At 58.2% G+C, this 13,096-nt stretch carries 21 protein-coding genes and 1 pseudogene; 4 read left to right on the top strand and 18 right to left on the bottom strand.

Features of this window, described 5'->3' with window-relative positions; all coding sequences use genetic code 11:
- Positions 1-19 precede the first annotated feature (19 nt).
- The 4 genes from AC0V6U_RS09100 to leuC all read right to left on the bottom strand — a co-directional run bounded on the left by AC0V6U_RS09100 (position 20) and on the right by leuC (position 3,234).
- Positions 20-178: an isopropylmalate isomerase gene (locus tag AC0V6U_RS09100; protein ID WP_472642852.1), complete on the bottom strand. Its 159-nt coding sequence runs from the start codon at positions 176-178 to the stop codon at positions 20-22.
- A gap of 80 nt (positions 179-258) precedes the next feature.
- Positions 259-1,323: a zinc ribbon domain-containing protein gene (locus AC0V6U_RS09095; protein WP_472642851.1), complete on the bottom strand. Its 1,065-nt coding sequence runs from the start codon at positions 1,321-1,323 to the stop codon at positions 259-261.
- Between the two features lie 76 nt (positions 1,324-1,399).
- Positions 1,400-1,804, bottom strand: coding sequence for a GFA family protein (locus AC0V6U_RS09090; RefSeq protein ID WP_486169539.1), 405 nt, complete (start codon positions 1,802-1,804; stop codon positions 1,400-1,402).
- A complete protein-coding gene (gene leuC, locus AC0V6U_RS09085; protein WP_472642849.1) occupies positions 1,804-3,234 on the bottom strand; it encodes a 3-isopropylmalate dehydratase large subunit in 1,431 nt (476 codons plus the stop codon). The genes AC0V6U_RS09090 and leuC overlap by 1 nt, the downstream gene beginning before the upstream one ends.
- Before the next feature lie 102 nt (positions 3,235-3,336).
- Between leuC and AC0V6U_RS09080 the strand changes: the two genes are divergently transcribed.
- Positions 3,337-3,738 (top strand): acyl-CoA thioesterase, encoded by a 402-nt coding sequence (locus AC0V6U_RS09080; protein WP_472642848.1) that lies wholly within the window; start codon positions 3,337-3,339, stop codon positions 3,736-3,738.
- On the opposite strand, the gene AC0V6U_RS09075 is transcribed toward AC0V6U_RS09080, so the two are convergent.
- Positions 3,739-4,554 (bottom strand): M90 family metallopeptidase, encoded by an 816-nt coding sequence (locus tag AC0V6U_RS09075; protein ID WP_486169441.1) that lies wholly within the window; start codon positions 4,552-4,554, stop codon positions 3,739-3,741.
- A 170-nt stretch (positions 4,555-4,724) separates the two neighbouring features.
- Between AC0V6U_RS09075 and AC0V6U_RS09070 the strand changes: the two genes are divergently transcribed.
- Together AC0V6U_RS09070 and AC0V6U_RS09065 are read left to right on the top strand one after the other, a co-directional pair.
- The gene (locus AC0V6U_RS09070) at positions 4,725-5,483 is read left to right on the top strand and encodes a fatty acid desaturase (protein ID WP_472642846.1); all 759 of its coding nucleotides are present in this window, start codon (positions 4,725-4,727) and stop codon (positions 5,481-5,483) included.
- Positions 5,480-5,980 carry a sterol desaturase family protein gene (locus AC0V6U_RS09065; RefSeq protein WP_472642845.1) on the top strand — a complete coding sequence of 167 codons (501 nt, stop codon included), beginning with the start codon at positions 5,480-5,482 and terminating at the stop codon, positions 5,978-5,980. Before AC0V6U_RS09070 ends, AC0V6U_RS09065 begins: the two co-directional genes overlap by 4 nt.
- Before the next feature lie 3 nt (positions 5,981-5,983).
- Here the strand turns inward: AC0V6U_RS09065 and AC0V6U_RS09060 are convergent, their stop codons facing one another.
- The 13 genes and pseudogenes from AC0V6U_RS09060 to AC0V6U_RS09000 form a co-directional block, all read right to left on the bottom strand.
- Complete coding sequence (locus AC0V6U_RS09060) at positions 5,984-6,391, bottom strand: SufE family protein (protein ID WP_472642844.1); 408 nt, start codon at positions 6,389-6,391, stop codon at positions 5,984-5,986.
- Between the two features lie 45 nt (positions 6,392-6,436).
- Positions 6,437-7,705, bottom strand: a complete 1,269-nt coding sequence (locus AC0V6U_RS09055) for a DUF3422 domain-containing protein (RefSeq protein WP_472642843.1) — start codon at positions 7,703-7,705, stop codon at positions 6,437-6,439.
- A 107-nt stretch (positions 7,706-7,812) separates the two neighbouring features.
- Positions 7,813-8,076 carry a hypothetical protein gene (locus tag AC0V6U_RS09050; RefSeq protein ID WP_472642842.1) on the bottom strand — a complete coding sequence of 88 codons (264 nt, stop codon included), beginning with the start codon at positions 8,074-8,076 and terminating at the stop codon, positions 7,813-7,815.
- Complete coding sequence (locus AC0V6U_RS09045; protein ID WP_472642841.1) at positions 8,073-8,366, bottom strand: hypothetical protein; 294 nt, start codon at positions 8,364-8,366, stop codon at positions 8,073-8,075. The genes AC0V6U_RS09050 and AC0V6U_RS09045 overlap by 4 nt, the downstream gene beginning before the upstream one ends.
- Complete coding sequence (locus AC0V6U_RS09040; RefSeq protein ID WP_472642840.1) at positions 8,366-8,656, bottom strand: hypothetical protein; 291 nt, start codon at positions 8,654-8,656, stop codon at positions 8,366-8,368. Before AC0V6U_RS09040 ends, AC0V6U_RS09045 begins: the two co-directional genes overlap by 1 nt.
- Positions 8,656-9,015, bottom strand: coding sequence for a hypothetical protein (locus tag AC0V6U_RS09035; protein ID WP_472642839.1), 360 nt, complete (start codon positions 9,013-9,015; stop codon positions 8,656-8,658). Before AC0V6U_RS09035 ends, AC0V6U_RS09040 begins: the two co-directional genes overlap by 1 nt.
- Positions 9,016-9,019: 4 nt before the next feature.
- Positions 9,020-9,331, bottom strand: a complete 312-nt coding sequence (locus AC0V6U_RS09030) for a hypothetical protein (RefSeq protein WP_472642838.1) — start codon at positions 9,329-9,331, stop codon at positions 9,020-9,022.
- Positions 9,331-9,678, bottom strand: a complete 348-nt coding sequence (locus tag AC0V6U_RS09025) for a hypothetical protein (protein ID WP_472642837.1) — start codon at positions 9,676-9,678, stop codon at positions 9,331-9,333. The genes AC0V6U_RS09030 and AC0V6U_RS09025 overlap by 1 nt, the downstream gene beginning before the upstream one ends.
- Positions 9,678-9,938 (bottom strand): hypothetical protein, encoded by a 261-nt coding sequence (locus AC0V6U_RS09020; RefSeq protein WP_472645740.1) that lies wholly within the window; start codon positions 9,936-9,938, stop codon positions 9,678-9,680. Before AC0V6U_RS09020 ends, AC0V6U_RS09025 begins: the two co-directional genes overlap by 1 nt.
- 91 nt (positions 9,939-10,029) lie before the next feature.
- A pseudogene (gene pspC / locus AC0V6U_RS09015) lies at positions 10,030-10,360 on the bottom strand (envelope stress response membrane protein PspC).
- 46 nt (positions 10,361-10,406) lie between these two features.
- Positions 10,407-10,703: an envelope stress response membrane protein PspB gene (gene pspB / locus AC0V6U_RS09010; RefSeq protein WP_472642836.1), complete on the bottom strand. Its 297-nt coding sequence runs from the start codon at positions 10,701-10,703 to the stop codon at positions 10,407-10,409.
- 5 nt (positions 10,704-10,708) lie between these two features.
- Positions 10,709-11,686 (bottom strand): phage shock protein PspA, encoded by a 978-nt coding sequence (gene pspA, locus AC0V6U_RS09005; protein ID WP_472642835.1) that lies wholly within the window; start codon positions 11,684-11,686, stop codon positions 10,709-10,711.
- Complete coding sequence (locus AC0V6U_RS09000; protein WP_486169440.1) at positions 11,683-11,931, bottom strand: hypothetical protein; 249 nt, start codon at positions 11,929-11,931, stop codon at positions 11,683-11,685. Before AC0V6U_RS09000 ends, pspA begins: the two co-directional genes overlap by 4 nt.
- An 86-nt stretch (positions 11,932-12,017) precedes the next feature.
- On the opposite strand from AC0V6U_RS09000, the gene pspF reads away from it, so the two are divergent.
- Positions 12,018-13,079 carry a phage shock protein operon transcriptional activator gene (gene pspF / locus AC0V6U_RS08995; protein WP_472642833.1) on the top strand — a complete coding sequence of 354 codons (1,062 nt, stop codon included), beginning with the start codon at positions 12,018-12,020 and terminating at the stop codon, positions 13,077-13,079.
- The last annotated feature ends 17 nt before the right edge of the window (positions 13,080-13,096 follow it).

The raw sequence follows: 13,096 nt of genomic DNA, 5'->3' as shown, positions 1-13,096 counted from the left end.
CCCCTTGGTATCGCGGTGATCAGTCTGTTTCCGGGTTTTCGCCAGAGGGCACTTTGGGGGCTTCTGGCTTCTTGTCTTTGCTCTTGCGCTTGTTGGCATAGAGCAGCGCCGCGGCAATAGCGGCAGAGCCGATTGCACCGGCGGCGATGGCAGCTTTGCTTTTGGTGTTTTTCGTCATGATATCCTCATGGGAGCGGGAGGGCGGGCTTGCAAGGGATTGCGCGCAATATGTTCTCAGCTTCGGCTAGGTTGCTGTCCTTAAGTCGCTGGCGCGGGTTTGTCCGCCTCGGTCTCGGCGGTGGTTCCGCAGGCCATGCAAAAGCGGAAGAACGCCATTTTGCGGGTCTCGCAGCTGATGCAGCGATCGAACAAGGTCATGCCGCAATGGACGCAGAAATTGCTCTCGGTCCCTTCCATCTTGGCGATTGGCCGGTCACAGCCGGGGCACACGCTGGAGGACATTTTCTTGAATGCCTCATCGTGGGAGACGAGCTTGCGCCGCTCTTCCTCGGCCTTTTGCTCAACCTCCTGCCGCTGGGCGAGATATTGCCGCATATTCTTGATCAAGAAATGGCCCGCCGCAAAGGTCAGGATGATGCCCACCGTGTAGCGAACATATCCGCCATAGCTCGGCAGATAGGGCACCAGCTCGACGAAAAAGACAAACACCGAGGCGAGCACAAACCCGCGTGAGATCGGCCAATATTCGCCCTTGCGGCGCTTCACGATCAGCCATGCGGCGATCCCGAGCATGGGCAGGGTGATGAGCAGTCTCAGCCCGAACACCTGCAGCTCTTGCCAGAAATAGGCCCGTTCATAAGCGGGTACGCCCGCATCTTCGGCATCGTACAGCTGCTCTGAAATCACGCTGCGACGCTGGCTCAATTCGGTTGCTTCGGTGTCGAGCGCGTTGATCGAGCTGCTGATCGAGCGCTCGTTTTGCTGCAATTGTTCCAGAGCGCGGGTGCGCGCGATCACCTCGGGATCTTGCGTTGGGTCGGTGGTCGCAGAGCGGGTTTTGATCCACGCCTCAAATGTCTCGGTCGCGGATTGCTTCTCTTCGGCTGCCTGACGCTGCTGAATGTAAAGCAGCTCGCGCCGGTCATCCAAAGCGGATCGCTCTTCATCAAGCGCGCTTATCTGGCCGCGCAGCTGCTTAACCTCAGCGGTTTCGACATATTGATCGCGGTTGAGCTCAGCCTGGACCTGAGGCAGGTCGCCAATGATGAGATTGCCGAGGCCCACCAGAAAAGCGGCAAAGACAATCGAAACCAGCCACAGCACGCCCTTGTAGAGCCGCTCTGGAACCCGAATTCCCTTCATCACATCCATCGCTTGCTAACCCTCCTGTTGCCAAGCCAATGGCCCGCGAAACCCAATCAAGCAATCGCTTTGCTGCTCACAAAAAGACATCGCTACCCAGTTTACCCGGAGATCGGCGATGTTCAGCCTCAGTTTCGCCAAACCAATTGCGCCCATCAAGCGTGCGCGCTTCAATTCCTTCGACCTCTTCTGGCGCGAAAAGTCGCATGTTCACGCCCATGCGGTCGCCTTCCAAATGCTCTGTCAGGACCCAGTGGGTCGTCGCCCCGCATTCTCCGCAGAATTGCATCTCGACCGCAGGTTTTTTGTAATCCTTACGGCGATAGGCGCGGGTTGATCCATCCACCTCGACGTCGCTCTGGGAGAAATATCCCCACGCACCGCCAGACTTCAGGCACAGCGAGCAATCGCACAGGTTGATGTAGTCTGGCTGCCTCGCGATGGTCACGCTCACGTTCCCGCAATGGCAGCTGCCTTGCATCACTTTAACGTGCGAACATCGGTCAACCGCCCGGTTACAGCCGCCGCCGCAGCCATCGCTGGCGAGAGCAAATGCGTGCGCGCGCCGGGGCCTTGGCGGCCTACGAAATTGCGGTTGGAGGTTGAGGCGCAGCGTTCCCCGGTTGGAACCTTATCCGGGTTCATTCCCAGACAGGCGGAGCAGCCTGGCTCGCGCCACTCAAATCCGGCCTCGGTAAAGATGTGGTCGAGGCCTTCCTCTTCCGCCTGGCGTTTCACCAGGCCGGATCCCGGCACGACGATGGCCCATTTCACATTGTCGGCCTTGCGGCGGCCATTCAGCACTTCGGCGGCGGCGCGCAGGTCTTCGATCCGGCTGTTGGTGCAGCTGCCGATGAAGATGTTCTCAACCGGAATGTCGCTCATCGCGGTGCCCGGCGTCAGGCCCATATAGTCGAGACTTTTTTGCGCGGCCTCTTGCTTGTCTTTGTCAGCGAAGCTCTCTGGCGAGGGGACTGTGCCGCCGATGGCGATCACGTCTTCAGGGCTGGTGCCCCAGCTGACCGTGGGTTCGACATCGCTGGCGTCAATCACTACGCTTTTGTCGAACTCCGCGCCGGGATCGCTGACGAGCGAGCGCCAATATTGCACTGCCTCGTCCCAGGCCGCGCCCGTGGGCGCCATCGGGCGTCCTTTCAGATAGTCAAATACGACATCATCCGCCGCGATCAGGCCCGCCCGCGCGCCTGCCTCAATGCTCATATTGCACACGGTCAGACGCTGCTCGACGCTCATCTGCTCAAACACTTGGCCGCGATATTCGATCACATAGCCAGATCCGCCAGCCGCGCCAATTTGCCCAATGATATGCAAAATCAGATCCTTGGCAGTTATACCTGCGGAGAGTTCTCCTTCAACGCGAAGTTCCATCGTCTTTGATTTCTGGAGCAGCAAGGTCTGCGTTGCGAGCACGTGCTCCACTTCGCTGGTGCCTATGCCGAATGCGAGTGCGCCCAATCCGCCATGAGAGGCTGTGTGCGAATCCCCGCAAACAATCGTGGTCCCGGGCAGGGAAAAGCCTTGCTCTGGGCCAACGACATGGACGATGCCTTGCGCGTCATCCGCATCACCAATGTAGCGAATGCCAAATTCCGGCGCGTTCTTCTCCAGCGCTTCGAGCTGAGCGCGGCTTTGCGGATCGGCAATCGGGATCTTTCCGCCGCTCGCATCGCGCCGCGCGGTCGTTGGCAGGTTGTGATCCGGCACGGCCAGGGTCAATTCCGGGCGGCGCACCGGGCGCCCTGCCAGTCGCAAGGCTTCGAACGCTTGCGGACTCGTCACCTCGTGAACCAGATGCCGATCAATGTAGATCAGCGATGTCCCATCCTCGCGCGTCTCAACAATGTGCGCGTCCCAGATCTTCTCGTACAATGTGCGTGGTTTGCTAGCCATGAGAAGTGGATTAGCGGCCTTGATGCAACACTTGCAACCCGCTCCGTGCTCGGCAGGCGGATAGTCATGGAAAAGACACCTTTGTGTGTTTAACTTACAATCATGTCAGCAGCGTCCTTTGCCTTTCCGATTAAAGTCCTTCCCGAAGACATCGATTTCATGGGGCACGTGAACAATGCGCGCTATCTGAACTGGGTGCAGGACGCGGTGCTCGCGCATTGGAACAACCTTGCCCCGGCAGAAGAAATTGCTTCCAAAGCCTGGGTCGCTCTCAAGCATGAGATCACCTATCGCCGTCCGGCATTCCTAGAAGATGATGTGATCGCGAACACGGTGCTGGAACGATATAATGGCGCGCGGGCATTCTATCGCACGGTCATCTCGCGCGGTGAGGAAGTGCTGGCCGAGGTGCAATCAAGCTGGTGCTGCATCGACTCGGTCACTTTGCGCCCGGCGCGGATTGGCGAGCATATGCGTGAGTTCTTTTTCCCTGACGGCGATTGATTAACCCCACTTCGCTGGGTCTAGCGCCAGCAATTCCGCCAGTTGCGTGTAAAGCGCGGGAAGATCTCGCTGTAATGCCTGCGGTTTTTCGAAGAATGTGACGATGGTTTCCGCGAAGAACTCTTCGTGATTGGTCGCGCCATATGGGTCGATCAAGGTTCTGTATCCATTTTGAACCCGCTCCACATGGTCGTTGTACGCATCCAGCATGGCCTTCTCCCAACCTTCATAGGCCTGGCCTTTGCTGAGCAGTGGGATGCCATTGGTGTGGCCGGTTAGACTGTCCAATTGGTGCGCGAATTCGTGGATCACGACATTGTGGCCGTCATGGGCGTCAAGACCGCCTTTGAGCGCATGGTCCCAAGACAAAACCACTGGCCCGCGGGCCCAGCTCTCGCCGAGCATGGTGAGGTCTCGTTCTTGGACGACATAGCCGTCATGCGTGTTGCGGCGGGTGCGGAAGGCAGATGGGTAGATGAGCACAGTCCTGAGCGTGTCATACCAGGCGTCCGTGTTGACAATGAGCAGGCAGGCCTGAGCAGCGATGGAGAGCTTCATCGCCTCATTCACTTCAAGCTCGTTTTGGCCGTGAAATGTGATCTGATCGAGGAAAAGACTGATCTTCCCCTCCAGCTTTGGGCGCAAGGGCTGGGGTAGCTGGCGTGTGATCGGCACCAGCTGCCGAACGATTTCGCGCTGCTCAGGGGTGAGAGGGGCGGCGAGAAGCTGCTTGCGCTTCTTCTGCCGTGAATACCGGCGGTGCCAGAAGAACGCGGCGATGAGCAAAGCGGCGGCGAGAAATGGCACAAACGACATTGTGCAAAGATAAGTCAGCAGTGTCCGATTTGTAGGGTAGGGGCGCGATTGAGGTACGAGCGCTGCCCGCGCCTCCTAGTCGCGCGGTGCCGCCGGGCGCCTGCGCAATTGCGCTAAACGGCGGAAATTGTATACGAAGCCGTAATGGTGTCGCCTGCGTATCTTATTTCATGAGCGCTGATCTCTCTTTGCTGGCCAAGCCGCGCCAGGCCGTGATTGGCCTTGTCTCGGCGGCTGCGATCGCTGGCGGCTGGCTAGGTCTGCACGCTTACGGCATGTTTGTGTTTGAGCTGACGTGGTCGAATTGGCCGCTCGCGCTCGCATTGGCGGCGGTGCAATGCTGGCTTTCCGTCGGCGTCTTCATCATTAGCCATGATGCGATGCACGGCACATTGGCGCCGGGGCATAAGCGCGTAAACTCGGCTGTCGGGGCTGTGCTTCTGGCCCTTTATGCAGGCTTTGCCTGGCGGCGGATGCGCGATGCCCATTTTGAGCATCACAAGCTGGCAGGGCGCCAGGGCGACCCCGATTTTGACGAGCATCATCCGACCAGTTTTCTGCGTTGGTACTGGACCTTTTTCACCCGCTATTTCAGCTGGCAATCCTTAGTATTCGTGCACACAGTCGTGGCGATCTATCTGTTTGTGCTGGATATTCCATTCATGCAGATATTCCTGCTGTATGGTCTGCCCGCGCTCGCATCTTCGCTGCAGCTTTTCTATTTCGGGACCTATCGGCCTCATCGCCACGGGGTGGGCGCGTTTCCCGATGATCACAACGCGCGGAGCGACCATTTCGGCACGTTGGCGAGTCTCGCCAGCTGTTTCCATTTCGGCTATCATCTGGAGCATCACCGCCGCCCGGATGTGCCATGGTGGGCGCTGCCGATTGCGAAGCGGGCGGGAATTGGTGCAGGAGCGACCGCATGAGCTGGCTCGAAATTGTCCTGGTTGTGATGGCCGCGCTGATCGGCATGGAGCTGTTCGCCTGGTACGCGCACAAATATATCATGCACGGCTGGGGCTGGGCATGGCACCGCGACCACCACGAACCGCATGACAATGTGCTGGAAAAGAACGACCTGTTCGCGGTTGTATTCGGCACGATCAACGCCGCGATGTATATCTATGGCTCGCTCTATTGGGACGCGCTGTGGTGGTTCGCCGTCGGCATCACCCTCTACGGCGTGATCTACACGCTGGTGCATGACGGCCTAGTCCATCAGCGCTATTTCAAATGGGTCCCGAAGAAAGGCTATGCCAAGCGGCTGGTGCAGGCGCACAAGCTGCACCATGCGACCATCGGCAAAGAAGGCGGGGTCAGCTTTGGCTTTGTCTTCGCGCGCGATCCGGCAAAGCTAAAGGCGGAACTCAAAGAGCAAACGGCAGCCGGGATCGCAGTGGTGCGGGACAGCGCTGGGGCCTGAAGCTTACGCCGCAGCCAATCTCGCTGCGTGTTCCTGAACCAGAGCAATCATATTGGGCACGCCCTGCGTCCGGTTGGATGATAGCTGGCTCTTCAAATCAAATGGGGCCAGCGCCTCGGCAACATCCATGCCCGCAACTTCGCCCGCCGGTTTGTCCTGCACAGCGGCGATCACCAGAGCGACGATACCCTTGGTAATCGCGGCATTGCTGTCCGCGAGGAAGTGTAGCGTCTCTGTCTGCTCCGTTGGATAGACCCACACCGCCGCTGAGCATCCGCGCACTAATGTCGCGTCTGTTTTGAGCGCATCGGGCATGTCATCAAGCTCGCGGCCAAGCTCGATCAGCAAGCGGTAACGCTCATCGCCTTCAAGGAATTCATATTCTTCGAGAATGTCAGAAAGAGTTCGCATGAACCGCTATGTAGGGGCGCTCGCGCCCATGTCTATCGCCGATCTCTATTCCGGCTTTTTCAGCAGGCGTTTTTTCGCCGATTGCACGAAGGAATAGATGCCAACTACCACGGGGATGACGAGTATGCCGAGCACCAGATCCTTGTCGAACATCGGCCATACTGATTTGAGGCCCACCAGCGCGTAGCTGATGATGGCGAGCGCGTAGTAGCTGGCGGCGACGATCGAGAGGCCTTCGACCAATTGCTGCAAGCGCAATTGCATGCCCGCGTTCCGGTCCATCGAGCGCAGCAGCTGAGCATTCTGGTTCTCAATCCGCGTTTCGATCCGCGCGCGCAGCAAGGTTGCCAGTTGTCCAGCACGCTCAGCAAGTTCGCCCTGGCGCTTTGTCACAGCGGCGCAAAACCGCACAGCCGGGGCAAAGCGGCGCTGGGTGAAATAGTTGAGCGAGGCGAAGCCTTCTATCCGCCGGGTCTCAAGCTCTCGCAGCCGCTCCGAGACGAGGCTGCCATAGGCCGCCGTGGCGCTCATTCGGAAGCTCGCCTCGGTGATACCCGCATTGAGATCCACCGACAGTTCGGAAATCTCACGCATCAGCGCGTCATCCGTGTCCGCACCTTCGGCGATGCGGTGAGCAATCTCGGTCAGCAGCTCTTCTGCCTGGTTGAGGCTGGGCCAGACTTTCTGCGCAATAGGCAGGCCGAGCAGCGCGCGATTGCGATAATTGCCGAGCTCTTGCAGGCGCTGGACCAGCCGGGTGAGATCGGCGGGCTGCGTTCCGTTCGAGGCAATCACGATTGCGCCAAAACCATCGGGCTTCACCCGGAAATCGGACCAGATGCGCGCCGATTTGCCAATATGGCAAGACACGAGCTCGTGCATCTCAAACCCGGTTTTGGTGACGACAGCAGCGGCCTCTTTTTCTTTGTCGACCACCAGCCCGCGGGTCGCGCGCAGCACTGCGCCGGGCAGGCTCTCGACCCAATCAATCGCAGCTGCGATGTCAGCATGATCTCTAGGCTTTAAGAATTCATCCGGCTTACATTTCTCAACGAACAGGCTGATCGTGGTGCCTTCGCTGTGGCGCTCCCACGTGAAGCCGATCCGCTCGCTTAACCGGCCAGATCGGTGGGTGGTGTTGCCAGAGCCGTTGAGCGAGCCAAATCGCGCTTCAATAGCGGCATATTCCGCATCGCGCTCATCCGGCTCAACCAGAACCACCCATTGCATGTAGAGACACGGTACGCACAGCATCTCCCACCGGCGAAGATGCATTTCCTTGACGACTTGGGTGCGAAGTTCGTGTTGGCGCATAGTGTCCTTACGGTTGGACTACATGCTGGGTTCCCTAGGGTATTCTAAGGCTTAGCGCAAATTGAGGGGATTTGCTTAAAGCGCGCGGGCGTGGTTGGGGAGGGAGCTTAGAGCTCCACTCCGTTCGCAATCGCCTCAAGTTTCTTGATGCGCTCTTTAAGGTCAGCCATTTCAATCCGGGCGGCGCCGATGGAGGCATTGCCTTCCACTTCGCGCGGGCCCGTGCCCAGTTGCTCTAGCTGGTCCAGCTCAGAACGCTTCAGCTCCAGCCATCCCTGCCAGCCTTTCAGCAGGGCAAAGGCGACCACGCAAAGACCCACAAGGCAGGCTCCGGCAATGACGAGGTAGGGGTCGAAAACTGCATCGATCATTCGCTCATATCCTCCGTAGTCTTAGTGCGCGGCTTATTCTCGCTCAGGCGCAGGTTTTCAATTTCATGGGCCAGCTGCTGGGTTTTCTTGGCATCTGGCGTGTTTTCATCGGTGACAATGCGTTCGAGCACTTGCACCCGCTCGCGCAGCTCATCGCGTTCACGCTGAGCCTCGAGCAAGGCATCGCGGTCTTCACTGTCGATCTCGACATGGCGGTTGTGCTGCTTGTTAAACTGCAACACACCCCAAACCACGATTGCGACGATGGCGATCAGGACCCAGCCGCCCATTACGCATTCTCCTTCGATACGGCAGAGCTTGGCAGTTCGCGCAATTGCTCGATCTCGTCGGCGAGCAGATGGCCGCGATCCGTCGCGAGCCGTTCCAGCACTCTCACCCGGTCTTCTAACTTGGCGATTGTCTCAGCCTGCTCGACACTGCCGCTGCTGCTGTGCGCGCGGTTGAGGGCGTTCTTGCGCTCTTTGTATTCGATGTCCCGCTTGTGGAACACCAATCCAGCGCCAAGCCCTATGCAGGCGATGATCAGGATAAAGCCAAAGATGATAAACAAGGGGTGCATTATGCGTTGCCTTTGTCCGTGCGATCTTCGAGTGCCCGTTCCCGCAGAGCGTCAATCTCGCTGCCGAGCGCGTAGCCGCCATCGGTCACGATCCGCTCGACATTGATCAGCCGATCTTTGACTGCGCCCAGCTCAGCGCGTAGCTCGGCATTTTCCTGAGTTAATAGGCTGATGCGCTGCTTGGCCTCTTCGCCGGTTCCTGGCTTTAGGCTTTGGCCCCACATCCCTTCCAGCGGGTAGCCATGCTTGATCTTTAGTCGGGTGGTGTGGATCCAGCCAAACACTCCGGCCGCGCCGATCGCAAGGCCTGCGCCAATTACCCAAGGGAGGTGGGGAACAATAATCGCTGCTGCGTCCATGGTCTTAGGCTTTCGTGTTTGTGTTCATATTAAGCTGCACGCCATTGTCGCGGGCCGCTATGCTTGGCGCATCTCGCAGCGCCTCAATTTCCTCAGACAGAGTGTATCCTCGGTCCGTAATGATCCGTTCGAGCACGCGAACTCTGTCTTCCAGAGCCGACTTTTCAGTCGCGATCTTTGCGGTCTGATTGGCTCCGCTTTCCTTAGCGAGCGCAATCCGCAAAGAGTTGATCTTGTGCCGCACCGCGTAGAACCCTCCGCCAAGAACGGCGGAGATTGGAACCGCGACGAGCAAGAACTCAAACAGATCGCCCATCAGGCTTTCTCCTGCGACTTGATATCGAGCGGTACGCCGCTGTCGCTAGTGGTTTTGCTGGGCGTATCGCGCAGCGCTTCGATTTCGTCGGAAAGAGTATAGCCGCGGTCGGTCACGATTTTTTCCAGCACGATCATGCGATCCTGCATCAGGTCGAGCTTCTCATTCAGTTCGCTGTTTTCAGCGCGCAGACGCTTGGTCTCGGCGGTGTCAGTCTTCTTCGACTTGCCGCCCCATTCGTCCTCTAGCTCATAGCCATGCTTCGCGCGGATCCAATTGTTGATCAGCCACGCGCCATACGAAACGGCAATGATCGTGATAACAAATCCAGGCCCACCCCAGTCCATTATACTTTCTCCTGATTGCTCACATTCAGCGGCACGCCGCTATCGGATTGTTCGACGTCGCGGACATCGCGCAGCGCCTCGATTTGAGTGGCCACATCATAGCCGCGGTCGGTCACAATGCGCTCCAGCACTTGGACGCGGTCTTCCAGTTTTTGCACCTGGCTTGAATATTGCGCGGCCTTTTCAGCGGTCGCGGCGGCGGTCGTGTTGACCTGCATCGCTGCGACCTTCTCTTTGTGTTTCGCCCAAATCGCGACCATCGGAATGGTGCAGCCGAATATGATGGCGATGATCGGTATCAGTTCACCGGGCAAGTTATCCTCCTTGTTGGCTCAGGCGCTTGGCGGTGGCTTAGCGCAGGCTCTCGATTTCAGCCGTCAGGCTGGTGTTGCTGGTGACGTAATGCGTCTCGACAGCGGCGAGGCGGCGATCAACATCGCGGAATTTGGCGCGGATTTCGCGGGCGGTCCGCTTCGGGCTTTGTCGCACGCCCTGCCAGTACTTCTGCTCTTCCTGGTCAACATAGAGATGTGGCGGCTTCTTGTTCAGCAACAATCCGGCAATGAAATAACCTGGGATTGTTACGCTTAGCCAAACCAGCAAGGGTCAACGCCACGAAGCCGATCCGAACCCAGAAGACATTTGTCCCGGTGTAATCTGCAATCCCTGAGCAGACGCCCATCAGCTTTGCATTGTGCTTATCGCGATAGAGAGTTGTGCGGGGGAGTTCACTGCGGGGTTCCTTTCTTCTCAGCCATCATGCGATCAAGTTCGCGGAGTTGCTGGTTGTCAGTTTCTTGATTGTGGAGCAGGCGCTTGGGCTCAAAGGTAGCATCATCGGTTGCAACTAGGCGCTCAACCGTGTCCATCCGCTCATCCAAGCGTTTGGCGAGGGAATACAATTCTTCGAGCAGAACTTCGTCGTCAGTCGTGATGGTCGCCGCTGTTTTCCACTTCGTCACGTAGTGCAGGATGACCCACGGTAGCCCGATGAAAATGGCTGGAATAACGATGATTTCTTCCATCGGTCTTAGCTCCCTTTCTTGGCGCTATCTTTGCCAAGCGCTTTCTTCATTTGTTCAAGCTCATCGTCGATCGCATCCGCTCCTTCGAGCGCGGCAATCTCATCGGATAGCGATGGTGTGCCGTTCTGATCAGCAATGCTCAGCGCCTCTGCGCGGCCTTCAGCGTAATCAACCCGGCGTTCCATCTGGTCGAATTTCGACAGCGCCTCGTCAGTGCGTTCGCTGCTCATCAGCGTGCGCAGTTTCACGCGGTTTTCCGCGCTTTCGAGGCGGGCGGCGATTTGCGTCTGGCGACTGCGCGCCTCACGCAGCCGATGCTGCAGCTTTTGAATGTCTTCTTCATAAGCGCGCAAGGCATCATCCAGCACGCCGATCTCTGCCCGCAGCTGGCCGCCCATATCGGCCGCCTTTTTCTTCTCTACCAGAGCGGCGCGGGCCAGGTCTTCGCGATCTTTCGACAGCGCCAGTTGAGCTTTCTCGCCCCAATCCGCCTCAAGCCGTTCCAGCTTGATGACGTGGCGGTTCATTTCTTTCTGATCCGCAATGGTGCGCGCCGCGCTTGCCCGCACTTCGACCAATGTCTCCTCCATTTCGAGGATAATCATGCGGATCATTTTTGACGGATCATCCGCCTGATCCAGCATGTCATTAAAATTGGCTGCGATGATATCGCGGGTGCGGCTGAAAATGCCCATGAAGGCTACTCCATCTAAAAACGAATTGTCGCGTTTGGTTGACGCGCTCGTATTGTTGTCTGTCCCGTATGTTTGCCCAGTGTCGGGCCCTGTGCGCAAGCGCTGAATCTCAGCATCAAGCCGTGATACCCGATTGCCGGGCGGAATTTCACCCAATTTTGGCGAAGCGGGGTGGGCCGGAGTGTCGCTCGCAGGTGCCAGGGCATCTGCAGGGGTATCCGCATTGGGGGGACTGCCAATGTCGTTTGAGCGCTCCGGCCCTAGAGAAGACTTGCTTGGGCGGTTCATGCGATTTCGATCAAATGCGTGCTGGCATAAGGCGCAGCGGCCATCAAAGGATCAGCCTGCATCTGCGTGGACAGCGCGATCAGCGCGGTCATTGCGGCGATGCTTGCAAGCGCTGCTTGGCCCAATTTGCTCTGGAAGAAGCTGCGGTTGTACATGAGATCGTTTCCTTCGGTCTGTGTCGTTTGTGACTGGGTCACGGTGTTGTTCATGTAATAGCAAGCGGTGTGCCAAAGTGCGTAAGTCACTGATATATATTTGAATTAGGCGCATCCCAAAATTTGTTAATGGTGGCTATTGCCAATCATTGGGAATTTTCACTATACGTTGGCACGTGGAACGGGAAAATCAGTTTATAGGGCAATCTGGGGCATTCCTCGATGCGGTCGAGCGGGCCAGTCGTGCCGCCCCGATGAGCCAGCCCGTTTTGGTCATTGGCGAACGCGGAACCGGCAAGGAGCTGATTGCGGAGCGTCTGCACCGCCTGTCCTCTCGCTGGGGTGAGCCGCTGGTCACCATGAACTGCGCCGCTTTGCCCGAAACCCTGATCGAAGCAGAATTGTTCGGCCACGAGGCGGGCGCGTTCACAGGCGCTACCAAAGCGCGCGCCGGAAGGTTTGAAGAAGCCGACAAGGGCACTCTATTTCTCGACGAACTGGGCACTTTGTCGATGGGCGCGCAAGAACGCCTGCTGCGCGCGGTCGAATATGGTGAGGTCACGCGGATTGGCGCTTCGCGCCCTGTGCGGGTTGATGTGCGGATCGTGGCGGCAACCAATGATGATTTGCCGCATCTGGCCAAAACCGGAGATTTTCGCGCCGATTTGCTCGACCGCCTTAGCTTTGAAGTGATCACTCTGCCGCCGCTCAGGGTGCGCGATGGCGATATCGCTGTTCTGGCCGAATATTTTGGGCGGCGGATGGCGGCAGAGCTGGATTGGCATGGCTGGCCCGGTTTTTCCGAGCACGTCATGCGCGAGATGGAAAACTATGCCTGGCCGGGTAATGTGCGTGAATTGCGCAATGTGGTGGAGCGGGGGGTGTACCGCTGGGACGATGTCGAGACGCCAATCTCTCACGTGCAGTTCGACCCATTCGACAGCCCGTGGAAACCGGCCGCGCCGCCGCATCGGCGCGATGACAGCTCGGCCGCCGGGGCAGGGCGCGGTGCAGCGCCAACTGCTGGCGATGCCGCACCTTCCGCGCCGAGCGAAATCGACAATATTGATGACCTGCGCCTTGCCGTGGATCAGCATGAGCGCACGATTGTGGAGCATGCGCTGGGCAAGCATCGCTGGAACCAGCGGCAAACCGCCAAAGCGCTGGGCCTATCCTATGACCAGCTGCGCCATTGCATCAAAAAGCATGGCCTGATGGAAGAGCAGGCCGACGGTTAGTGAGCTGAGCCAGCGCA

The organism is Erythrobacter sp. W36 (assembly GCF_057364935.1).
The sequence above is the reverse complement of the archived record's forward strand: the minus strand, read 5'-3'. Positions and strand labels throughout refer to the sequence as shown.